Below are 23,368 nucleotides of genomic sequence, written 5' to 3'. Positions count from 1 at the left end.
ATCACCTCCTATTTCACACGAATTTGTGGATTCACATAGGCATAAGCTATGTCAGCAATAAAATTTATCACAGAATAGATGACAGCGATTAAAAAAACGCCGGCTAACACAATTGGAAAGTCACGATTTAGTAGTGATTGCATAAGTAATCTTCCAACTCCTGGCCACGAAAACACTACTTCGGTAATAACTGCTCCCCCTAGCAAAACCCCTAAATCCAATGCTACTAAAGTAATGATAGGAATAAGTGAGTTTTTTAATGCATATCTAAAAAGGATTCGTGCCATAGGAACCCCAGATGCTTTTGCCGTTCGAATATAATCTTTCCTTAATACATCTAACATGGTCGACCTGGTAAATCGAGCAAATCGGGCAACACTATAAGCAGCCAATGTGATAGTCGGTAAGATCATATGATAAATGGAGCCTCCACCGCCAGACGGTAGTAGATGTAATACTGCAGCAAAAAAGAATATTAATAACAAACCTAGCCAAAAGCTAGGTATGGCTTGACCCAATACTGTAAACCCTACTCCTAAGCGGTCATAGAAAGTATTTCTTTTATGTGCAGATAGAATGCCAACAGGTATGGCAATTAATAGCGATAAACCAAGTGCTGAAAACGCTAATTGAAAGGTTGCTGGAATCCTGTCTAATACAACGGATAAAGCATCTTCGTGGCTGCGTAATGATTCACCAAAATCCCCTTGGATTGCTTTAATAAGGAAATCTCCGTATTGAACATATAAAGGACGATCAAAACCTAACATTTCTCGGTATTGAGCAATTTGATCTCTTGGTGCATCTGGAGGAAGGAATAAGGTAGCTGGATCCCCTGAGAGTCTAAGTAAGAAAAACACCGCTGTAAGTGCAAGAAATATGACAATAACCATTTGTATCGTACGTTTTATAATAAATTCAACCATATATACGGAATCCTCCATTTCGACTTACAATATTGCGAGGATAGAAAGAAGGGGCTACCCTTCCTTCTAGATTTTTATTTCCAACTCATATCAACAACTTTCATACTCTCGTCAACTTTTGGTTTGAAATCTAAATTTTTATTCACCGCATAAAGATCTGCCTGTTGCCAAAGTGGAACCCATGCTGCTTGTTCAACTAATAGTTGTTGAATTTCACCAAAAGCTTGCTTTCTTTTAGCTTCTTCAAAAATCGGAATAGCTTTTTGAATGGTTTTTTCTACTTCCGGCTCATAAAAACCACTGTAAGGTGCGTCTTTCATAAAGAGGTTTTCAATGGTTGACTGTGCATCAAATGCAGGACCCCATCCTAAAATAAACATATCTCCTTCCTTCCGTTGTTGAATTTTATTCAAATGGTTTCCCCATTCGTTTACCTGTACCTTAACTTCTATTCCTATCCCTTTTAGTTGAGCTGCAATTGCTTGTGCTACTTGTGAATCCATAGGATATCGACCGTTAGGAGTGTCAAGTGTTAGTTTTAAATCCTTTGGATCATAACCCGCTTCTTTTATAAGACTCTTGGCCTTTTCAGGGTCGTATCCATAGTCCGTCGTTTCCACGTAATCGGCATTTATTTTTGATAATGGACCTGTCATTTTTGTACCATTTCCATTTAATACTGCCTTTAATAGTTCATCGACATCTATCGCATAGTTAATGGCCTGACGTACTTTTTGATCTTGTAAAGGACCTTTTACTAATGTATTTAGTGCTAAGTAATTGATACGAGAAGAGCCGATACTTTCTACTTTTGAATTTGCATTATTTTTTACATTCTCTACAGAATCGACAGGTATATTCTTAAATAAATCAATTTCTCCACTTAAGAAAGCTGAAAGTCTACTACTGAATTCAGGAATATAGCGGAACGTAGCCTCCTTAATAGAAGGTTTTCCATCCCAATAATCATTATTGGCTACCAATGTCAAATGGTCATCACGAACCCATTCTTTTAATTTATACGGACCTGTTCCAACTGGTTTTTTTGCTGCTTCTACCAATCCAAGCTCTTCCACATTACTTGGTTCCATAATAAGGAGATCATCGGCAATTCTTGCAATCATTGTTGGAAAAGGCTGAGAGGTTATGATTTGCACTTTATAATCATCTACTACTTTCACTCCTTTAACATTGGCCCATCTTGATAAATAGGTAGAGTTATTTTTCTTATCAAGGATATAATCAATATTAAATTTTACAGCCTCTGCGTTAAACGGTTTACCGTTTTGAAATTTAACACCTTCTCTTAAGCTAATTTCCCAAGTAGTTTCATCGATGTTTTTCCACTCTGTTGCTAGCGCTGGTTCGAAACCACCAGTTTCTGGATTTCTTTTAATCAAAGGATCGTAAATATTACGTATTTGAACATCTGTTATATAGTTGACATCGGTATTGGCTAATAGTGTTGCAGCATCGGATTCTATTCCTATAACAATATTATCTCTTTTACTACTCTTCCCCTTTTTACTAGAATCAGTTCCTGCTGTTTTTGGAGAACAAGCTGTAGCGAAGATTACTAGTAACATTAAAATCGATAAAAACGCTTTTTTTCTCACAAAAAAACCCCCTCGTAAATTATGTTTTATAAAAAAATTCACTAAAAAAATTAGTGAATAAAACACAGGAATCTGAAATAAAAGAAGAGCTTTTCTATGATGAATCTCTAGTGGGTTAACATCTTCTATTTAATTGCATAAATCTCATTCTCATAATTTTTTAAAATGCTTTCTATTCTCCTCATTGATTGAATTAGTTCATCCAACTCTTCAACTGGTATTTTTTCAATCATGTTGTAGACATTTCGATTAGCTGTGTTAATTAACGAATTCAGTTCTTTTGTACCATGTTCCGTAATATGTAAGTAAGACACTCTTTTATCTTCATTTGAGGCCGTTTTTATTATTAAGACCTCATTTTCAAATCTTTTTAGTATTCTACTTAAATAGCCTTTATCAAGTTTGAAATAGTCACGTAAATACGCTGCAGTACATTTCTCTTTGATACTAATTTCATACAAAATTTGTGCCTCTGTCGAAGAATACTTTGTTTGATCTGTATATTGGTTATTTACTCCAATAATTCGTGTATAAAATCGATTAAAACGTCGAATATCTTCTGTATAATTAACAAATTCCAAAAAATCACCCTTTTCTGAATTAAATATAAATATAATTTCACTAGTTGCCTTTGTCAACCTTTTTATTTTATATTTTTAATATTATAAATAGAGGGAATTCATTGGTGATAGTAAATATTATATAATAGGCGTATTTTTCATACTAATGACCGCAGAATAAAAGGGGGATGTAAACTATGGATGCTAGTAAAAGAATAGTAGCATTAAAATCGTTTATGGAAAAAAACAATGTAATGGCCAGTGTAATCATGAACTTTGAAAATAAGTATTATATGAGTGGATTTAAAGCAATTACGTATTCGCGCCCGGTTGTTTTAGCTGTGGACATGGATAAAACAAGCTTAATCATTCCTGCTTTAGAAGAAAATCATGCAATGAGTGAAGGACAAGTTGATAACCTTTATGTCTATTATGAGCATCCGGAAAAAAGTCATATGGGAACTTCTTATTTAGATCATATAAAAATATTACTATCAAAATATCCGACACCTTCCGGTTTAGAAAGAAGTGTCATGCCACATGAGTAATGGTAAGGAAGTAGTTCAAGCTGCATATCTATGAAATTACGCCTCGCAAATTGGTAAATTGTGCTTTATAGCTAGAGTGAACTGTCCTGAAATATGGAAAAGTAAAGCTGATTCCTCTAATGGTTAGGGGAAATCAGCTTTTTTTCCACGCTCTATTAAAATAAATTGATGGTTGTAATGATAATGAGCATATCGAATACACCAATTAGAAAGGCGCCTACGATTGAAACAACAAAGAACGCTTTATCGTAAAGGACGAATGACTCGAAGCTACCTCAATAATCATAATGTCCAATTAACCCGTTGAAACCTATACAGGAATACTTGAAATGCAAAGGAATTTTACAATCGAATCTGTTTTATTAATCCAATTGTGGGGGGTTGTTGAATCTAGGAAAATACAGTCAAAGGGATTCAAATCATGCTCCTCTTTGTCAATAAGGATTGTAAGCTTCCCTTCTAGAACGTAAAGAAATTCTTGCCCCGAATGTGAATAAGAATCTTCTTTATTAGCACCTGGATTAAGCAAGACTAATATAGGATTAAATAGTGGATTTTCAATGTTGCCCGCTAAATCCCTATAAAAAAATTGGTTATTAAGGGTGCTAGTTTTAATTACGTTTCTCATAACAGTTGTTTCTACTTTCTTATCGGATTTTGAAAAGAAGTAGCTTGGATTGACTCCAAGTGCTTCAGAAATTTTTTTCAATGATTCAAGCGTAATAGATGATTTTGAACGTTCCACTTGAGATAAAAAGCTGATAGAAAGATTAGTATGATCTGCTATTTGTTTTAATGTTAACTTACGCTCTTTTCGTAATTTCTTTATTTTTATTCCAATTTCATCGTTCACTTTTCCCCACTCCCTTTAATGACATTAATCATGCTTACTCTTCTGTGAAGTTTATTTACTAAGAGGCACTATTTACATTCACTTCGAAAATAGAAAAAATAAATATATAAAATTTCATTAGTTATATATTAAATTAATTCTCATTTGTGAAGATATTTTTCAATTTAAAATGTATTTTAATGGTAAATTCATCAATTTAATAATATCATAAAACTCCTTATAATTAGGTTTGGTAGTCCTGTTCAAATCCCCAATTAAAAGGAGTATGCATGGATAAAACTAACACAAAAACCACAATTAATGAACTATTAAAAGTAATCGCTGAACAGAAATTTAGTAAATTCACTTACGAGTGGTTGTAACTAAAGATTTGACGGTACCAGATAGAGTTGTTCTGTTACCAGCTAAACACGCCTATCGTACACAAATGGACGAATTTATTTAGATTTATCCAAGTGCTCTTTATATTTTTAATCGTGGATATGTTGACTACAAACAATTGATCAATATTGTTTTGGATAAATAAATAATCCCATTAAATTTCGAAATGAAGTGACACTTAAATAGTAATTAATTACAAATCAAGAAGGGAAGGATTTTTTTTAAAAAAAATATTCTAAAAATTCAATTTACAACGAAGATTCTGTGTGCTAACATCATAAATAATTGAAGTATGACTTCAATTTAAAATTTTTAATCAAGTAATCTATTACTAAAAAAAATTAATAATTTGAGGAGAATGAAGATGAATTTTCATGGCATTTTGGTTCCTTTGGTTACCCCTTTTAAAAGCGATAAAAGCTTGGATGTAGAAACCTTAAAACAATTAACTAAAGCCTTTATCAATAAAGGCGTAAATGGCTTGGTGGTTTGTGGCACCACTGGCGAATATTACGCCTTAAACGAAGCAGAACGTGAAAGCGTTTTAAAAACCGTAGCAGAAGTCGCCAAAGGTCACATAACTTTGATTGCCGGTATCAATGATTTATCAACCGAAGGGGCGGTTAACCGCGCTAAACAAGCCAAAGCTTTGGGCTATGAAGGCTTGATGTTAGCACCCACTTCTTATAGCCTGCCCGACCAAATTGGTGTGATTGCCCATTACGAAACTGTGGCAGCGGCAACCGATTTACCCATTATCATGTACAACTTTCCTGCTCGTATTGGCATTGAAATTGAATACGACACCGTGGTGTATTTGGCGAAAAATCCCAATATTGTCGGTATTAAAGAAAGCAGTGGTGACTTTAGCCGCGCTTTACGCTTGCTACAAACCCCATTTGAGAATTTTGAAGTAATTTGTGGTTGTGATGATCAACCCGTGGACTTTTTCTTCTGGGGTGCAAAAAGCTGGATTGCTGGTGCAGGTAATGTGTTCCCAGAAGAACAAGTCGCCATGTTCAATGCTGCGCAAGCTGGTGACTGGGACAAAGCTCGACAAATCATGCGCGCTATCTACCCTACTATTTACTCAATGGAGTCCGGCAACTATAACCAAAAAGCCAAACTAGGCTGCCTGAAAGGTGAAATCGAAGTCGGTATGGTACGCCTACCTTTATCTGATTTATCAGAAGAAGAAAAAGCAGAATTCTTGGCTTTCTTTAAAAAATAATCTGGAGGAGAGACAAATGACCGTAAAAAAAGAACAAGTTTTTTCCCTTGCCAAAGAAGGCAAACTATGGGCAGGCAATTTAATTGATGGTTTTACGAGAGCAGCTGGCAAATTAGAAAACTTCACCCCAATCGACAACAGTTTAATTGGCTATATTGCCGATGGCGATGCACGGGATGTTGATGCTGCTGTTAAGGTAGCCAGAGACTCATTTGAAGCAGGTATTTGGAGTCAATTATCCCCCAGTGAGCGCAAAAAAGTGATGATTCGCTGGGGACAATTGCTAAAAGAACACAGCGAAGAATTGGCCGCCTTGGATTGCGTTGATGCTGGTAAACCCATTACCGAATGTTTGAATACTGACATACCAGCAACCATCGATACATTTTATTGGTATGCCGAAGCCATTGATAAACTCTTTGGCAAAGTCGCTCCTACGGGTAACGATGCATTGGGCTTGATTATCACTGAACCCATTGGCGTGGTTGGTGCGGTGTTACCTTGGAACTTCCCAGCACAAATGTTTGCTTGGAAAGTGGCACCCGCTTTAGCCGCTGGTAATTCCGTGATTGTGAAACCTGCTGAATTAACTTCACTTAGCGCTTTCCGTATGATTGAACTTGCTTATGAAGCAGGTGTACCAAAAGGTGCTTTAAGCTTGGTGTGTGGTTTGGGAGAAAAAGTAGGAGAACCATTGGGTCGGCACATGGATGTGGACATTGTCTCATTCACGGGTTCAACTGAAGTGGGTAGGTATTTCTTGAAGTACTCAGCAGAAAGTAACCTCAAAGAAATTGTCTTAGAGTGCGGTGGCAAAAGCCCACAAGTGGTTTTTGAAGATGCTGATTTAGATGCGGCTGTTCCGCATATTCTATCTGCCGCCTTCTGGAACATGAGTGAAAACTGTAGTTGCGGTTCACGTTTAATCGTGCACGAATCCATCAAAGACAACTTATTGGAAAAATTAAAATCCGGATTAACCAGCTGGAAAGTGGGTAACCCCATGGATGAGTCAGTTGCAATCGGCCCCATGGTTGAAGAAGCACACTTTATTAAAGTGAAATCGTTCTTAGACATTACGCCTCAAGAAGGTGGTCGGTTAGTTACTGGCGGTAAAATTCTCAGTGATGTGGGCAGTGGCTGGTACATCGAACCCACTATTTTTGACAATGTGACTGCCAACATGACCTTGTTCCAAAACGAAGTCTTTGGTCCTATTTTAGCGGTTAGCACTTTCAAAACCGAAGAAGAAGCAATCGCCCTTGCCAATAACACCTCTTACGGATTGGCTGCTTCTTTTTATAGCCAAAATGTACAGCGTACGATGCGCGTGGCACGTGCCATTAAAGCTGGTACAGTTTCTGTGAATGGCTTTAGTGAGGGCGATATCACCACCCCATTTGGTGGCTTTAAACAATCTGGCTTCGGTGGCAAAGACAATGGCTTAGAAGCTTTTGAACAATATGTGCAAACAAAAGTGATCTGGTACGTTAATTCATAATAATCTAAATTTACTTTTTTGGAGGAGTAAATATGGTGAAAACAGATAATAAGCTGCTAAAAAAAGTTGTTGCTGCATCTATGATTGGATCTGTAGCTGAATGGTATGAGTTTTTCTTATATGGTACCGCTTCTGCTCTAGTTTTCGGAGAATTATTTTTCCAACAAACTGGAAGCGTTATCGACGGCATCCTAGCCGCATTTGCTCTCTATGCGGTAGGCTTTTTAGCTAGACCTATTGGTGGGATTGTATTTGGTCATTATGGTGATAAAATTGGGCGTAAAAAATTATTACAGCTTAGTTTAATTATCGTTGGAATTACGACCTTCTTAATGGGATGTATTCCAACATTCAATAGTATTGGTTATTGGGCTCCTATCTTACTCGTTACTTTACGTTTAATTCAAGGTTTTGCTTTCGGAGGAGAATGGGGAGGTGCTGTTATTTTAGTATCAGAGCATAGTCCTAATGATAGACGTGGTTATTGGGCAAGTTGGCCGCAGGCAGGCGTACCATTGGGTAATTTAATTGCAACAATTATCCTCTTAATTTTATCTAAAAGCTTAAGCCCCGAGCAATTTATGGATTGGGGTTGGCGCGTAGCATTTTGGTTCTCTGCAGTTGTAGTACTAATTGGTCTTTGGATCCGTAAAAGTGTAGATGATGCACCTATTTTCAAAGAGGCACAAGAAAAACAAGCCCAATTAGAAAAACAACATTTAGGTATTATAGAAGTGTTTAAATACCATAAAAAAGCTATTATTGCTGGTATTGGAGCTCGTTTTGCAGAAAACATCTTATACTATATGGTTGTAACTTTCTCCATTAGTTATTTAAAACTTGTGGTCAATAAAGATACTACACAAATTTTATTATTAATGTTTGGTGCCCACGCTATTCACTTTTTCTTTATTCCAATAATGGGACACTTAAGTGATGTTTGGGGACGTAAGCCAATCTATATTACAGGAGCCATTTTAACTGCGTTTTGGGGATTTATTGGGTTTCCAATGATGGATACAGGAAATGATTGGATAATCATGTCTGCAATTACTATTGGTTTATTCATTCAATCGATGACGTATTCACCATACTCAGCATTAATGACAGAATTATTTCCTACTCATATCAGATATACGGCTTTGTCTTTATGCTATCAAGTAGCACCAATTTTAGCGGGCTCATTGGCTCCATTAATTTCATTAAGTCTCCTAAAAACTTTTAATAGCTCTATCCCAATTTCAATTTATTTAGTACTATCAAGTATAATTTCTATTTCAAGTATAATGGTAGTAAAAGAAACAAAAGGAAAATCACTCACTTTTAAGAAAGCAGGGTAAATATTTTCGTCAACCTTACATATTCGTTTGAGTAAGGCTGATGCCAGTCAGCATATCCAAAAGCTTCATAACTGTTGATTTAAATAAAGTTTTATAAGAATGGCCTCTTGGGATAGTATGTCTCTAAAAGGCCATTTTTTTCTCATATTTCAGGAGGGGTATTATTTGGTGGGACATAGGGTCTGGTACATTGTCCCAATTGAAAGTAAAAAAATGGGACGAGAGAACCGACCTAGCACCCCTACTTATTTAAATTTCCTATCTCCTCCCTATTAAGTCCAGTCGCTTTTTCTATTACATCCAGACCGATTCCCATTTCTAGCATTTTTCGGGCTGTTTCTCTTTTTTCTTATTTTCTTCCTTCAGCTATCCCTTCTTCTCTTCCCTCTTCCCTACCAATTTTCTTATAATAACGAGCAAATGATGTATCGTCCATAGTTAACGCCATCGTTAAGTCCTCCTTTTCGATGAGTGGGGATGGGACATAGGGTCTGGTACATTGTCCCAATTGAAAGTGAAAAAATGGGACGAGAGAACCGCCCCAGCGCCTCTACCTATTTAAATTTTCTATCTCATCCCTATTTAGTCCAGTCACTTTTTCTATTACATCCAGACCGATTCCCATTTCTAGCATTTTTCGAGCTGTTTCTTTTTTTTCTTCTTTTCTTCCTTCGGCTATCCCTTTTTCTCTACCCTCTTCTCTTCCTTCTTCTCTTCCTTCTTCTCTGCCCTCTTCCCTTCCAATTTTCTTATAATAACGAGCAAATGATGTATCATCCATAGTTAACGCCATCGTTAAGTCCTCCTTTTCGATGAATGGGGATATTTCTATTACAAGCTGTTCAGTTTGTTCTTCTGGCAATTCAATGATGTGGTCTATAAAGATAAGAAGCTTATGGGCTTTTTCTCTCGGTATTCCTACCTCTTTTAAGAGCATTTTCATTAATGTTATTTTATAACGATATTTATTGTTTTGCTTGCGCTTCGCTTTTAACACATATAACCCTGCGAGTATGGCAAGCGCAAAAGGATTATTCGATTGGAGCAATTCATTTTCTTCTTGTTGTAAAATCTTGTATGTATTAAAAGTATATGCTAATTCTGTGCCAAAAAACGAATAATTATAAGTGTTGGGGCAAAATGTTGGGGAATCATCTGTATATAGTGCGAGTGTATAAAGCTTTTTATTATATTTATCGAATACCCGATAGAAATATTGGAACATTCTTTCTGAAAAATCACCATCTCGTTTTCCTTGTACCTCTACATGTACAAGTATCCACTTTTCATCTCCGTTTTTCAATTGTACAGCTACTAATTTGTCTATCTCTCGATCCTTTGAATCTGCTTTTGGATAAATATGGTTAAGTTCCTGTTCTAGTGATAAAGGCGGTTTTGAAAAATCAATATGTTCATAGAGTTCAGGGGCAAAAAATAAGAGGAAATCTTCGAAGAGTTCTGTGATGACTTCTTTCCAAAGTCGATCGTAGTCCGGCAAAATGTATTCATCCCTTTCATTTTACTTTACTCTATTATATTATATTCCTGAAAAATATAACAGAGTATTCAGATAATAATTTCCACTTATATCTACATCCCCATGAATGTAAAATACAATCTTTTAATATGAATAAATGATAATTGAACAATCAACCTAGCTAAAATAGCCATTTGTATATTCCAAGTGGCTATTAGTTATGAATTTAATATTGAAGGTAAATTTAGAATAATAATTGGACTATTAAGATGGCATGATAATTTTGTTTCGATGAAGTGCCTTTATTAACTAGAGCTATTTTCCTTCTAAATACTCACCGATTTCGCACCTAAAAACCACCTTGTCACAAAAAATCCACCTACAATAACTACCGTTGTTAAAATCCCCGCTTCCGGACCAAATCCTCCACCTGTTAATATCGTGTTATGAATTTTCGGCTGAAAAATGCTATTGGTATTGATCCCGCTTACCTGAAATCCCCACACATTCCCTTGAAAGAAGTTCCATGTTAAATGGTACCCAACAGGCATCCATAAACGGTTAGTTTTTATAAACATATAGGCAAATAGTAATCCAATCAATACGATATTCGCTAAGCCTAAGATTTTTACGTCGTCATTCAAAAGATGGGCACAGCTAAAAACTACTGCTGAAACGATATAAATGGTGATCTTGGAATGAGTTGGTTTTAAAATCGATATAATATATCCCCGGAAAAATAATTCCTCGTTCAATGCCACAAAAATGAACGTGATAAAACCAATGAATATAGACCATGAAAAGTTTATATGTGCATTTTTCTCAAAATAAATCTGCCCCGTAGCCCACAAAATAAGGAAAATAGCTGTAATTGAAGCAATTCCGAGAATCAATCCAAAAGCTAGCTCCCTTTTATTTTTCCAAAAATCAGCCCACCCCATATTCCTCATGGATTGTTTCTTAAATTTCGTCATGATTAGAACCGTTAAAAGCACCCCGAAAAAAGATGCTGCCCCAGATAATAATCCGGCAACAGGCTCATCGAATTCCAGACTAGAAATGGATTCTAATGGAACACTAGAAGTCGCAAAAACATAAATAATGGCTGGAATTGACAGGATACCGGTTAAAACGACCATTAAAATGAAAGAGATCACTAATTTTAAAATAAAACTTCCAGTTACACGTATCTTACTTTTTGTCTCCATATTTTGTATACCCCTAAAATTTTTTATTAACCACCTAGATGGTCTTTCCAATAATTTTACAGGAAGATAAATTGGGAACAAAGCATAATTATAAAAAATATTTTTTTATTTATGTGTTCTAGAAACTGGCTAACTAAAGTTGAATATTACTATTCTCACACATCCCCCAATATTAAGGATGAAGAAACTAATCATTACGGTTGGTCACAATCACAAATTGACCTAGATAACGAGAAGGAATATTACAGGACTCCTTCTTGTTATGAGGAAAAACAAATAAAAAAAACGATTTGGAAAGCCTTTGTATTCAATAAATGAGGATGATGGGTTTGGAAGACCTGCTTGGTCTAGGGATGACGATGAAGATTAAAGACAAAAGACTCAAACGTGTAGTTTGAGTCTTTGATATTATTAACAAAGCTATTATTTTATGTTTCCCGATCCTAAAAAGTATCTATAAAAATGTATTTCATTAAGGATTTGTGGGACACAGGACCTGACCCCGTGTCCCATACTCCAACACCAACATATCCAAATAAATCTGAAATGGTGCTCGTGAGCACATGTCTACACCGTTGAAGTAGCAGTGTTCGATGGGTGTGTAGAGGACTAGGTCGGATAGTTCGGTTAGGCGGTTGGATTTGGTTCCGACGAGTGATAGTATCGGAGTTCCTTGATTTTTGACGATATGTGCATATTCTAAAATGTTGAGGGTTTCTCCGCTATAGGAAACAAAAATGGCCAGGTCATCCTTTGTTAAGTTCTGTGCGGCACATCGCAAGTCGTCCCAATCCATTCGAGCCATGCTGCTTTTTCCTAACATTAAAAGCTTTTTCGATGCATCCCAGCAAACGGAAAAGGAATGGCCGACTCCAAACCACTCGACTTGTCTTGCTTGTTCGAGCATGGAGGCGCCTTGTTTCAATTTATTCTCATCGATTCGCTGTAACACCTCTTGAACATCCTTTTCATAACGTTTCACATAAGAGGATAGTGAGGCTGAAAGTCCTTGATTTTTCGATTGATCCTCATCACGTATGTATAGGTGAAGCTGAAGTTTGAAATCTTGGAAGCCTTGAAATCCGAGCCTTTTACATGTACGACTAATGGTTGCAGTCGAAACATACATTTCTTTTGCTGCATCTTCCAATTTCAATGAAACTAACCGTTCTGGATAACGAATGAAATAGTCGAGAACTTGCTTTTCAAGCTGGCTTAACGTTTCTCGTTGCTGTACTAACCTCTTCATCAGGGACTGCATGTTCATCACCTTTTCATGATCAAGGACGCTTCTATGATTCTACCACTATCCTATTAGGAGTTAGATAACGAAAGAATAGAGCGTTTCAAACGGTCTAGACCTTCTAGGAGCTTTGATTGCGGACATCCAATATTCATCCGCAGAAAAACTCCTCGATCCTCTCCATATACATCACCTGGCATAATCCCAACTTTACCTATATTCACAAGTGCTTGTTGAAGCTCTTTTTGCGTTTTAAGCAGCCCTGTACAATCAATCCATGCTAAATAAGTAGATTCTGGGATGGTAAAATGTAGAGTTGGCAACTCCTGATCGATATATTCCTTGATTATTTTCATATTATTATACAGATAGGAACATAACTCATCAACCCAATATCCTGCGTGTCGATACGCCTCCATGACAGCGATCTCACCAAAAATATTGGCACTAGATAGCCCATCTCGATACTTTAATAACTGCAAAAATCGTTCTCTTATTTCTTCATTTGGAATAATCGAATAAGAACCACCTAAGCCAGGTGTGTTAAAGGTTTTACTAGCTGATGAACAAATAAATATATTTTGCACATCATCTGTCACACTAGTAAGCGGAATATACGTCCGATTATTGTAGGTTATATCCATATGGATATCGTCTGAAATAACTTTGACCCCATACTGATTACATAAATCTACGATTCTTTTTAACTCTTGTTTTGTCCAAAGCCTTCCCGTAGGATTATGTGGATTACACAGTAATAATACTTTCGCCTTCGGATTGGATAGCTTTTGTTCCAAATCGGAAAAATCTATTTCATACCTTCCGTCTTTATAAAGAAGTGGATTGGTCACAAGTTTTCGTTTCATTTCACTAACTAATGGAAAAAAAGCATCATATGCTGGGGTTTGCATAACAATATGATCTGATTCTGATGTTAAAATTTCAATTAGTCTCGCGATTGAATAAATCACACTTGGGCTATATACAATCCAATCCATTTCTATTTTGGAGGAAAAACGCGTCTCGTACCAATATGTAATAGAAGATTTATAGTCTGTATGGTTCCACCTCGTATATCCAAAGACCCCATGATCAGTACGTTCCTTGAGCGCTTTTAAAATTTCAGGCGGACTTTGAAAATCCATATCTGAAATGGAAAACGGTAATAAATCGTTTACCCCAAATCGATCCTTAATATAATCCCATTGTGTACAATAGGTTCCCATTCGATTGATCCTTTGATCAAATTGACTATGCATGATATCCCTCATTTTTTACACTTTTTAAATAAAGCTTTTTTCTTTCATTATGAAAAACCGCCTTAAGGAGGAAAAAGAGAGGATGAGCAGGTCTCATCCACTTATTTTATATCCTTCAGATTCCATGAGTTTGGCTATTTCTACCCGTACATGGCTGACTTGAGTTCCAATGACCACTTGAAGATTATGATTATCTAATTTAATGACACCTAATGCTCCATTCTTCTTTAATGCTTGTTCATCTATTTTTTCCATATTATCAACTACTAATCTAAGTCTAGTAATACAATTATCCAAGGATTGAATATTCTCTGAACCACCTAATGCCCCTAATAATTGAACTGCTTGACCATTTGATTGCGCTTTTCCACTATTATCATTTGATTGAGTGCTATCTTCTTCTGTCTCATTATCTTCTCTACCTGGTGTTTTTAAATTAAATTTTGTAATCGCAAATCGGAATACAGTATAGTAGATTGCAAACCAAATTACTCCAACGATCAGTACTAAATACCATTTCGTATATGTACCTTGCAGGACACCGAAAATTAGAAAATCTAAGATGCCTCCATCCGTATTTCCTATTTTCGCACCTAGTAATGCCATGACCATAAATCCAAGTCCGGTAAGTACAACATGGATCCCATATAATGCAGGTGCAAGGAATAAGAACAAGAACTCAATAGGTTCTGTAATCCCTGTTACAAATGTAGCGATGACACCTGAAATAAGAAGTCCTTTAATTTTTTTACGATTTTCCGGTTTCGCCGTATGGTAGATAGCTAATGCTACAGCTGGCAAACCAAACATAAATGTTGGCATCTTCCCTTGCGAAAGGAAAGCTGTTGCAGAACCTGTAATAGGTGAACCACTTTTTAGCTCTGCATAAAAAATATTGAGTGCACCAGAAACCGTTTCACCATTAACAACAGCAGTTCCACCCGCTTCTGTAAAACGAATCATCGCCACTAAGATATGATGAAGTCCAAATGGCAGAAGCAATCTTTCCCCTGCTCCAAATAAAAATGGACCGAATACACCTGCTCCTTTGATCGTGGAGCCAATTCCATTAATAATCATCGTAAAGAATGGCCATATCATTGGAATGATTATACCGACAATCGATAAAGTAATCGCCGTAATAATCGGGACGAATCTTGCTCCCCCAAAGAAAGCAAATGCCTGTGGCAGCTTTACATTATGAAAACGTTGATGAAGGAGATAAACGATAAGTCCAGCAATAATTCCTCCTAACACTCCCATCTCGAGACTTTGAATCCCAAGAACCATTCCCTGGCCTTCTTGTCTCATCACATCCGCGGCAGCAATTTTACCCGTTTCAACCAAATAGAAATTAATCGATAAATGCATAATAATATAACCGATAAGACCAGAAAATGCCGCTACCCCTTTTTCATATCGAGCAAGCCCAAGCGGTATCGCCATCGCAAAAAGCAATGGTAAATAGGTAAATGCAAATCCACCGATCGTAGAAATAAATCGGAGAATAACTTGTATAACCTTATGATCTAAAAAAGGAAGATTTTCAATCGTTGTTGGACTAGTAAAAGAACTACCAATTCCAAGCAATAAACCCATAAAGGCAAGAAGAGCAACAGGCAGCATAAACGTCTTCCCTAGCCCCTGAAAAAACTCCCATCCTTTAGAAGTTGATCGGACCTTTGTTTTCATCTCTAAACCTCCACAATAATTTGAATTTATTTACACTTTACGCCTTCATCGTCTATTTTAGCAACCGCTTTCACCATTATTGTAAATAGGTACATTTTTTGTATGGTGGGTACAAAATGGACTCGTTGCCGATCTTCATCTATAAATTCAACACTAATTATATTACTTTATTCCTTGTAGTTTAGGTAAGGAGGTAAATAAAAAAGGAGAGCATTTCACCATAAAACAGTGAATTGCTCTCCTCTCTATTCAATATGCAAATTCAACTATAGCCTTCAGTTAATAAGTGAAAACACTACTTATTCTTCTTTTTCCGTTTTCTAAAGAGGTAACCACCAACTGCAATACCAACGAATGGTATTCCAATACCAGAAGCGTACATCATTTTTGTCTTAGTTTCTTGTTTTCTTAGTTGTTTGCCTTCTTCAAATAGCTTATCATACAAGGCGATAGAATCATCATCAACTTTAAATTCTTTAGGGATAAAGTACTTGGAATTCATATGACCATTTTCAAATGCAGTATTTTTAATCTGTTTAGCGATGTTATTTGATTCATATCCTTTTTTATACCATTCAACTAATACTTCATTATCATACGAATCAGGTTCTTGATAATCCATATTTTTATAAGCAGATTGATGTCCTTCTGCATAAACTTCTTCTTTTCGTTTCGTTTTCCCTTCATCGTAACCCTTTTTATAAGAATCTTCGAATCTTTTATCGAGGGAATCAACTGATAGAACTGCTATCACATAGCCATCCTCAAATCCAAGTTTTTGATGTGCCTCATGTTCTTCTTCTATCCTTTTTTCAAAGCCTATTTTATAATGCTTTTCAAATAGCTTTTTTAGTTCTTTGTCGTTGGAAATTCGATTAGGAACCACTTTTTTCGCTAAAGAATATCCTAAATCGTATCCAGCATGTTTAGTATCATCGAGTACCTTTTCGCGGTCAAATGCTTTTATAAAAGCAGCTCTATAGGCTTTATTCCATTCGTCGGATTTTGAATCATTAGGAGAAACTTCTTTTTTCTCTCCGTTTTGATAAGCTCTTTTCCCATCACTTTTCCCCGATTTTGCTCCCGCTAGGATATCTTCTTCTTTAACTTTTTTAAGCCCCTCATTGTAACCTGCCTCGTATCCAGCTTTATAACCCTTTTGGTATCCTTCATTCTCATTATCTGTATTAGGATTTCTACTCGATCGATTGTAACCATCCTCATATCCATTGTTTTGGCCAGATTTTCTTCCTCTATCAACATCTGCTTGACTATATCTTGGTGCTTGAGTAGAAGTTCTTGAACTAGAACCTCCACCTGAACCACCCCCGTTATGAAAATGGTATTCTCCTGTTTTTAATCCCCATTTCGCACAATTTGTCCAACAAGTATGTCCACCGTTACTATCCGTTCTTCCCGGATGTGCTAAAGCATCCCTTACTGAAAATGATAGGATAATTAGTAATGAACTAAAAGTTACGAAAAATTTTTTCATATTGACTCCTTGGTTGTTTATTAGTAGTTTAGACATTTGTATGATGCGACAAGATGCATACTAAGTATTTGAATTATAAGAAAATCATACCATATATGCTAATCTATAACCAGGAGAGTTTTTCATATATTCAGACAAAGGGTCGTTTTTCAATTTTTATTTAATAAGTTTATTATTATGCATAAACTCCATGAATAAATAAAACGACTGAAACCATAAATTCTTTAATAAAAGAAAGCGCAGTTATTATTCCAGATTTACTCCCTTTTCTTGAATAAATAACTATCTAGTATATTCGTACAAAAAAATAATTAATATATTAAATTTCCACCCTTGTCCATTTCAAAAAATATGATTCTTACATATTATTTAAGGACACTAAGTAAAGGTGGTGATACTCAATGGGATTTGAACATGAACATGAACACCATCATCATCGTAATCCATTCGCTTTAATTGTTGTTCTCTTCATACTTTTAATTATTGTTGGAGCATCATTTATGAGAGGATACTACTAAACTTTTTAATGGGAAGAATCAACTAAAAAGATATTAACCTCATTTTCATTTGAAGCGTACATAGACGCTTCTTTTTTCTCTTTAATGCATAGATTAAGTGATGGTTGGAGATTTGTACAATTAGTTGCTCCTGAAATAGCTACAATTGGTATAGGAACAGCTTCCTATTTTGAATTAATTTTTGAGAGACCCATTAACTCGTAATGGGTTGTCTTTATATGTCAACAATCAATAATAATTTATTTTTTATGGCTCAGTTTGTATCAAATAAGCAATACAAAATAACTAAATTTCTCCCATGATAACTAATAAAAACGCAATTCCTCAAGAATTGCGCCAATCATAGAAAAAAAGTATTTGATTAATTTTATTCCGCAATATTCCCCATAGCAATTGAAAGTCGATTCCAACTATTGATTTGATTAATTAATAGAACCAAATCAACGTATTCTTTTTCATCATAGTACTTCCTTACTTCTTGATACAGTTCATCAGGAACCCTTTTTGTTGAAATGAATGTAATGGATTCTGTTAGTTTTAATGCTGCTTTTTCTTCTTGAGTGTAAAAATTACATTCTTCCCACGCATTTAATCCATAAATACGCTGTTCTGTCTCCCCCATTTTTCGTGCATCTTTTGTATGGAGATTAATACAATACGCACAACCATTTATTTGCGAAGCTCTAATTTTGATAAGTTCTCTAAGTTTACGATCAATAGTAGTTTTCGTATATTTCTCCATTTCTAACATAATTTTTAAACCTTCTGGTGCTACGTCATAATATGAAATTCTTTGAGCCATCTTTTACCACTCCTTTTATTATTAAACACTTATATTTTTACTTACATTTATATGATAAATTCTTAAAGATCTCTCCAATTCCTTAAAAAGAGAAATGTCCCTCTTAACAACATGATTCTTGAATTATCATCACTTCATAATATATTATCTATTAGAAGTGACATAATAAATAGACACAGAATTAATCATTTTAACATGTCAGTTAGGAGACGATGATATGAAGGAATTATTAATTCCTCTAAATGACAACAGTCCAAAGTATAAACAAATTTACCATTCCATACGCTCACTTATCGAAAATGGAAAACTGCAGGCCGATACGAAACTTCCCTCCGTTCGCCAACTTGCTGATAGTTTGCAAGTCAGTAGAAACACGACTCTCGTGGCTTATGAACAATTATTGGCAGAAGGCTATATTCGAAGCGAGCCAAAAAAAGGTTATTTTGTTGAGACCTTTGAACCAATTGATATACCAAGGAATTTACCTATCTCACCACTTACTAAAATCAATACAGATTCAGAAGTACAAAGCATAATGGTTGATTTTTTGATAGGTGGAGTAGACCAGCAAGCATTTCCCTTAAAAGCATGGCGGCAATGTTCGAATGAAGTGTTAAAGGACAACATTACGTTTACATATGGTAACCGGCAAGGAGATAAACAGCTTCGTGAGGAAATCGCAAATTATTTATTACAATCAAGAGGGATTCAAACTTCTGCAGATGCCATCGTGATAGGCAGTAGTATACAGCAGTTATTAATGCATTTGTCGATTTTATTAAAAAGAGAATATTCATCCATTGCATTCGAAAACCCAGGGTATCACGGAGCCCGAACTGTTTTTCAACTTCAGGGATTTCATATTGATCCCATTCATGTAACAAAAAGAGGATTAGATATAAAACAATTGGAGCAAACAGATTCAAAACTTGTGTACATCACGCCATCACATCAATTTCCTACTGGTGTGACGATCCCGGTTCCTGAACGCTATCAATTATTAAAATGGGCACATGAGCAAAATGGCTACATTATTGAAGATGATTATGACAGTGAATTTCGGTATAATGAACAGCCAATCCCAGCCTTATCATCGCTTCAACAAGATGCTCGTGTCATATATATCAGCACATTTTCAAAAGCCCTTTTACCATCAATCCGGCTAAGTTACATGATTCTACCTCCTCAGCTTCTCGATGATTACAAACAACAATTCGCTGAGGTTGAACAGTCAGCTTCTAGTATCCATCAACGGACGATGGCCCTATTTATGAAACGTGGGCATTGGGATTCACATATTCGAAAAATGCGTGCAACTTATAAAAGAAAAATTCAGACACTCATTACGTCCTTAAAAGAGACTTTCGGCGAAACCATTCGAATCATCGGCTCACAATCAGGACTTTATATTTTGATACAATTTCATCACCCTGCCAGTGAGGAGACCCTTATTCAGCGAGCATATAAATATGGAGTAAAGGTTTATCCAACTTCAAATTACTTCATAGATGGTAAACCTCACGAACCTATGATCCAACTTGGTTTTAGCAATCTAACAATAGACCAAATTCGCTTAGGTGTTCAGCTGTTAAAAAAAGCTTGGACTTAAAAAGCAACAAAGGAGGGATATTCTTTGTTGCTTTATTTTTTTCAAACCTAAAATATAATAAGAAATACTTATCTTTTATCATAATATTTTTAACATTAACTAATGATGTTTTATAAGATAGCATACAACTATAAAGTGCTTTGCGGCTAATCAAGGAGGGAATTTTATTGGAAAGGGAAATACAGTTTAGAATCGCTACTGAACAAGATTTAGATAGAATTGTAGAAATGCTTGCTGATGATGCTTTAGGTAGTAAAAGAGAACGTTATGAACAGCCACTTCCCAATAGTTACAAAAAAGCGTTTCAAGCTATAACATCTGACCCTAACAATGAGTTAGTTGTGGCTTGTTATGAAAATGAAATTATCGGGGTTCAACAAATTACATTTACTCCATATATAACACATCAAGGCGGATGGAGAGCTACAATTGAGGGGGTAAGAACAGCTTCTACAGAACGTGGAAAAGGGATAGGAACTGAACTTATACGATGGGCCATTCAACGTGCAAAAGAACGTGGATGTCACTTGGTTCAACTAACAACAGATAAACAACGTAGAGATGCTTTACGTTTTTATGAACGCTTAGGTTTTAAGGCGACACACGAGGGCTTAAAAATGAGACTTTAATAGTTCTTATCTAAAAAACGCATATGTTAGGAAGAAGGACTGGGAAATCATTGTAGTTTGGTTTCCCTTAATTTTACCTAATTATCAACATTAAACTTTAACACAGCCTTATGTTTAGCACTTAATTTTTCAATGATAACTACTATTTTTTCAGCATCAATTTCAAAATACCTTTCGAATATCTCTCCAAGCTTAATTAATCGTTTTGTTCGTGATGCTCTGCGGTTGAGCAGTCAGTTGCTAGTATCCATTAACTGACGATGACCCTATTTATGAAACGTGGACTTTTGGACTCACGTATTCTAAAAATGCATACACTCATTACTTCCTTAAAAGGGGTAATCAACATACCCACCACCAATAAAATTGCACTCATTCAACAAAAAAATCTTCTAATCTTGTAAAATCATGTTATAATTTGTAAAATTAATATAAAAACAAAGCGAGGATATTATATGAAGAAAAAGGTTTTTATTATTATTGCTAGCATCATTGGGGTGCTGGTACTTGGTGTAGGAGGATATGTTTTTTACCTATATAGTTCTGTTAAAGAAACTGCGAATAAAATGCATGAAGAAGTAAAATTAAATAATCCGCATAAAAAACCAGAGATTAATAATAGTCAACCGATTTCTATTTTATTGTTAGGTGTCGATGAACGTGATGGTGACCGTGGCCGCTCAGACACAATTATGGCGATGACCCTTAACCCGAAAAAAGGCTCTATGCAATTGGTGAGTATCCCACGTGATACAAGAACAGAGATTGTTGGGCATGGAACGACAGATAAAATTAATCATGCTTATGCATTTGGCGGACCAAAAATGGCCATTGAAACAGTAGAAAACTTTACTGGAGTTAATATGGACTATTATATTCGTGTGAATATGGAGGCTATGAGTGCACTTGTAGATGCTGTGGGTGGGGTTACTGTACATAATGACCTTGATTGGATTGATGAGGGATCATATAAAAAAGGTTATCACTACACAAAAGGGAACATTGAATTAGACGGTCCAAAAGCACTTGGATATGTTCGAATGAGACACTTTGATCCTGATGGTGACTTCGGACGTAACAAGCGCCAACGCCAGGTTCTCAACGCTATTATCGACAAGGCTGCAAGTATTTCATCTGTTACTCGATTTGATGATATTTTAGCTGCACTAGGTGATAACGTTAAAACAAATATGACCTTTGATGAAATGATGGATATCCAGAAAAACTACCGTGACTGTCGAAAAAATATTACTGAGTATGAAGTAAAAGGTGAAGGTGGAAAAATCGATGGTATCTATTATTTGAGTGTTCCTGATGAGGAAAAATCTAAAGTAACGAAGATGTTGAAGAATAACTTGGAAAAGAGCTAAATACTGTAGAAGATGAAGGGGCTGTCCAATATGCCGATAATTTGACTGTTGGATGCCCTTTTTTATGTAAAAAATACTGATATTTTAACTATTTAATTTATATATTCATTGGATTTTCACTTTTGGGACAGCCTCTACATCATATTTGGGAATCAAGATTCTTCCTCGTCTTACTATGTGATTAAGGCAGAATAAATAGAATAATATTCTCTTTACAGATTGATAATAAAAAAATCCTCTTCCATAATGAAAAAGGATTTTTTTAAATTTATTTACTTAAAATGAGCCACAAAGTTCTCATCTAATGTACCTCATTCCAGAATATATAAATTTTAAACAATTTCTCTATTTTAGCGGCTTTGACTACAACGGTTTTTTCTAGGCTCCCGATTCCAGCATTATTGAATAAGATTAAATTTAAAAATTTCTTTAGAACTAGTTTATTTGAAACTGGAAAGTATACTAACCGTCCTGGTTCTTCCCCTAACCAGGAATGATAGGCACCTTAATCTATTACCTAGTTTTTTTAGTCCAAACAATATTATCCATATTTTCTTTTCTTATTTGCCCAGCACTAGAGATAGAACCATCATGTATAGCCATTTCTACTAATAAATCATATGCCTTATCATGACTAATTTCTAAATGCTCAGCAACTCTCTTTGTCTTCGTAATCATTGATATATTTACAAATTTAAGCGCCTTCTCTTTTAAATTGTTTTTTGAATCATCAGTGAAATAACCACTATTTATAACAATATTTCCCTTTTCATCTACCAATTCAGAGAGAGTCTTAAGTTTTTCTGAGTATTCTAATTTAAACTCTTTTAACTCATTAAGTAAATCAGAATTTGATTCTCCTATTTCCCTCTTATTCTTATCTAATTTTGCTTGTAAGTATACAGCAGCAATTGGAATTAAAACTCCAACTAATGCCCCTGCCCACTGACCAATTGCAGCAACTGCATTCCAACTTGTTTCAAGATTTGGTGCATATGTGATTCTAAAACCCAGAAAGTATAAAGTTGAAAATATTATAACTTGGGTAATAATAACCCAAAACAAAGATTTTATTATTATTTTTAATTTATCCATAAAACCCCTTTAAGA

The 23,368-nt window shown here is 35.5% G+C and carries 21 protein-coding genes; 9 read left to right on the top strand and 12 right to left on the bottom strand.

Annotation, left to right across the window (positions count from 1 at the left end):
- Positions 1–8: 8 nt before the first annotated feature.
- The 3 genes from ACQKP0_RS09240 to ACQKP0_RS09230 all read right to left on the bottom strand — a co-directional run bounded on the left by ACQKP0_RS09240 (position 9) and on the right by ACQKP0_RS09230 (position 3,123).
- Complete coding sequence (locus ACQKP0_RS09240) at positions 9–926, bottom strand: ABC transporter permease (RefSeq protein WP_427405537.1); 918 nt, start codon at positions 924–926, stop codon at positions 9–11.
- A gap of 74 nt (positions 927–1,000) precedes the next feature.
- Entirely contained in the window at positions 1,001–2,542 is a 1,542-nt protein-coding gene (locus ACQKP0_RS09235) for an ABC transporter substrate-binding protein (protein ID WP_427405536.1), read from the bottom strand.
- Positions 2,543–2,667: 125 nt separating this feature from the next.
- The gene (locus ACQKP0_RS09230) at positions 2,668–3,123 is read right to left on the bottom strand and encodes a MarR family winged helix-turn-helix transcriptional regulator (RefSeq protein ID WP_427405535.1); all 456 of its coding nucleotides are present in this window, start codon (positions 3,121–3,123) and stop codon (positions 2,668–2,670) included.
- A 176-nt stretch (positions 3,124–3,299) separates the two neighbouring features.
- Here ACQKP0_RS09230 and ACQKP0_RS09225 point away from each other — a divergent pair, with 176 nt between their 5' ends.
- The gene (locus ACQKP0_RS09225; protein ID WP_427405534.1) at positions 3,300–3,650 is read left to right on the top strand and encodes an aminopeptidase P family N-terminal domain-containing protein; all 351 of its coding nucleotides are present in this window, start codon (positions 3,300–3,302) and stop codon (positions 3,648–3,650) included.
- 310 nt (positions 3,651–3,960) lie between these two features.
- On the opposite strand, the gene ACQKP0_RS09220 is transcribed toward ACQKP0_RS09225, so the two are convergent.
- A complete protein-coding gene (locus ACQKP0_RS09220; RefSeq protein WP_427405533.1) occupies positions 3,961–4,503 on the bottom strand; it encodes a helix-turn-helix domain-containing protein in 543 nt (180 codons plus the stop codon).
- A gap of 745 nt (positions 4,504–5,248) precedes the next feature.
- Here ACQKP0_RS09220 and dapA point away from each other — a divergent pair.
- Genes dapA through abaF form a run of 3 tightly spaced genes read left to right on the top strand, consistent with a single transcriptional unit; the run spans position 5,249 to position 8,956 of the window.
- Complete coding sequence (dapA, locus tag ACQKP0_RS09215) at positions 5,249–6,115, top strand: 4-hydroxy-tetrahydrodipicolinate synthase (RefSeq protein WP_427405532.1); 867 nt, start codon at positions 5,249–5,251, stop codon at positions 6,113–6,115.
- Between the two features lie 16 nt (positions 6,116–6,131).
- Positions 6,132–7,616 (top strand): aldehyde dehydrogenase, encoded by a 1,485-nt coding sequence (locus ACQKP0_RS09210; RefSeq protein WP_427405531.1) that lies wholly within the window; start codon positions 6,132–6,134, stop codon positions 7,614–7,616.
- Between the two features lie 32 nt (positions 7,617–7,648).
- Positions 7,649–8,956, top strand: a complete 1,308-nt coding sequence (gene abaF, locus ACQKP0_RS09205) for a fosfomycin efflux MFS transporter AbaF (protein ID WP_427405530.1) — start codon at positions 7,649–7,651, stop codon at positions 8,954–8,956.
- Between the two features lie 550 nt (positions 8,957–9,506).
- Here the strand turns inward: abaF and ACQKP0_RS09200 are convergent.
- The 6 genes from ACQKP0_RS09200 to ACQKP0_RS09175 all read right to left on the bottom strand — a co-directional run bounded on the left by ACQKP0_RS09200 (position 9,507) and on the right by ACQKP0_RS09175 (position 17,366).
- On the bottom strand, positions 9,507–10,454 hold the full coding sequence (locus ACQKP0_RS09200; RefSeq protein WP_427405529.1) for an Rpn family recombination-promoting nuclease/putative transposase: 948 nt from the start codon (positions 10,452–10,454) through the stop codon (positions 9,507–9,509).
- A gap of 305 nt (positions 10,455–10,759) precedes the next feature.
- Entirely contained in the window at positions 10,760–11,641 is an 882-nt protein-coding gene (locus ACQKP0_RS09195; RefSeq protein WP_427405528.1) for a CPBP family intramembrane glutamic endopeptidase, read from the bottom strand.
- A gap of 472 nt (positions 11,642–12,113) precedes the next feature.
- Positions 12,114–12,890 carry a MurR/RpiR family transcriptional regulator gene (locus ACQKP0_RS09190; protein WP_427405527.1) on the bottom strand — a complete coding sequence of 259 codons (777 nt, stop codon included), beginning with the start codon at positions 12,888–12,890 and terminating at the stop codon, positions 12,114–12,116.
- A 65-nt stretch (positions 12,891–12,955) separates the two neighbouring features.
- Positions 12,956–14,143 carry a MalY/PatB family protein gene (locus ACQKP0_RS09185; protein ID WP_427405526.1) on the bottom strand — a complete coding sequence of 396 codons (1,188 nt, stop codon included), beginning with the start codon at positions 14,141–14,143 and terminating at the stop codon, positions 12,956–12,958.
- Positions 14,144–14,236: 93 nt separating this feature from the next.
- Positions 14,237–15,835 (bottom strand): maltose/glucose-specific PTS transporter subunit IIBC, encoded by a 1,599-nt coding sequence (gene malX, locus ACQKP0_RS09180; RefSeq protein ID WP_427405525.1) that lies wholly within the window; start codon positions 15,833–15,835, stop codon positions 14,237–14,239.
- 295 nt (positions 15,836–16,130) lie between these two features.
- Positions 16,131–17,366: a YHYH domain-containing protein gene (locus ACQKP0_RS09175; protein ID WP_427405524.1), complete on the bottom strand. Its 1,236-nt coding sequence runs from the start codon at positions 17,364–17,366 to the stop codon at positions 16,131–16,133.
- 365 nt (positions 17,367–17,731) lie between these two features.
- Here ACQKP0_RS09175 and ACQKP0_RS09170 point away from each other — a divergent pair, with 365 nt between their 5' ends.
- A complete protein-coding gene (locus ACQKP0_RS09170) occupies positions 17,732–17,848 on the top strand; it encodes a YjcZ family sporulation protein (protein ID WP_427405523.1) in 117 nt (38 codons plus the stop codon).
- Positions 17,849–17,932: 84 nt separating this feature from the next.
- A complete protein-coding gene (locus ACQKP0_RS09165) occupies positions 17,933–18,052 on the top strand; it encodes a DUF4177 domain-containing protein (RefSeq protein WP_427405522.1) in 120 nt (39 codons plus the stop codon).
- 163 nt (positions 18,053–18,215) lie between these two features.
- Here ACQKP0_RS09165 and ACQKP0_RS09160 read toward each other — a convergent pair whose 3' ends face one another.
- On the bottom strand, positions 18,216–18,650 hold the full coding sequence (locus ACQKP0_RS09160) for a carboxymuconolactone decarboxylase family protein (RefSeq protein ID WP_427405521.1): 435 nt from the start codon (positions 18,648–18,650) through the stop codon (positions 18,216–18,218).
- 217 nt (positions 18,651–18,867) lie between these two features.
- Between ACQKP0_RS09160 and ACQKP0_RS09155 the strand changes: the two genes are divergently transcribed.
- The 3 genes from ACQKP0_RS09155 to ACQKP0_RS09145 all read left to right on the top strand — a co-directional run bounded on the left by ACQKP0_RS09155 (position 18,868) and on the right by ACQKP0_RS09145 (position 22,258).
- The gene (locus tag ACQKP0_RS09155; protein ID WP_427405520.1) at positions 18,868–20,259 is read left to right on the top strand and encodes a PLP-dependent aminotransferase family protein; all 1,392 of its coding nucleotides are present in this window, start codon (positions 18,868–18,870) and stop codon (positions 20,257–20,259) included.
- A 167-nt stretch (positions 20,260–20,426) separates the two neighbouring features.
- Positions 20,427–20,888, top strand: a complete 462-nt coding sequence (locus ACQKP0_RS09150) for a GNAT family N-acetyltransferase (protein WP_427405519.1) — start codon at positions 20,427–20,429, stop codon at positions 20,886–20,888.
- Between the two features lie 455 nt (positions 20,889–21,343).
- Positions 21,344–22,258, top strand: coding sequence for an LCP family protein (locus tag ACQKP0_RS09145; protein ID WP_427405518.1), 915 nt, complete (start codon positions 21,344–21,346; stop codon positions 22,256–22,258).
- 513 nt (positions 22,259–22,771) lie between these two features.
- Here ACQKP0_RS09145 and ACQKP0_RS09140 read toward each other — a convergent pair.
- Positions 22,772–23,353: a hypothetical protein gene (locus tag ACQKP0_RS09140; RefSeq protein ID WP_427405517.1), complete on the bottom strand. Its 582-nt coding sequence runs from the start codon at positions 23,351–23,353 to the stop codon at positions 22,772–22,774.
- Between the last annotated feature and the right edge of the window lie 15 nt (positions 23,354–23,368).

The sequence above is a fragment of the Heyndrickxia sp. NPDC080065 genome (assembly GCF_050281185.1).
In the GTDB taxonomy this organism is placed as follows: Bacteria; Bacillota; Bacilli; order Bacillales; family Bacillaceae_C; genus Heyndrickxia.
Note: the sequence above shows the minus strand (reverse complement) of the source record. Positions and strands in the feature narration are given on the sequence as shown.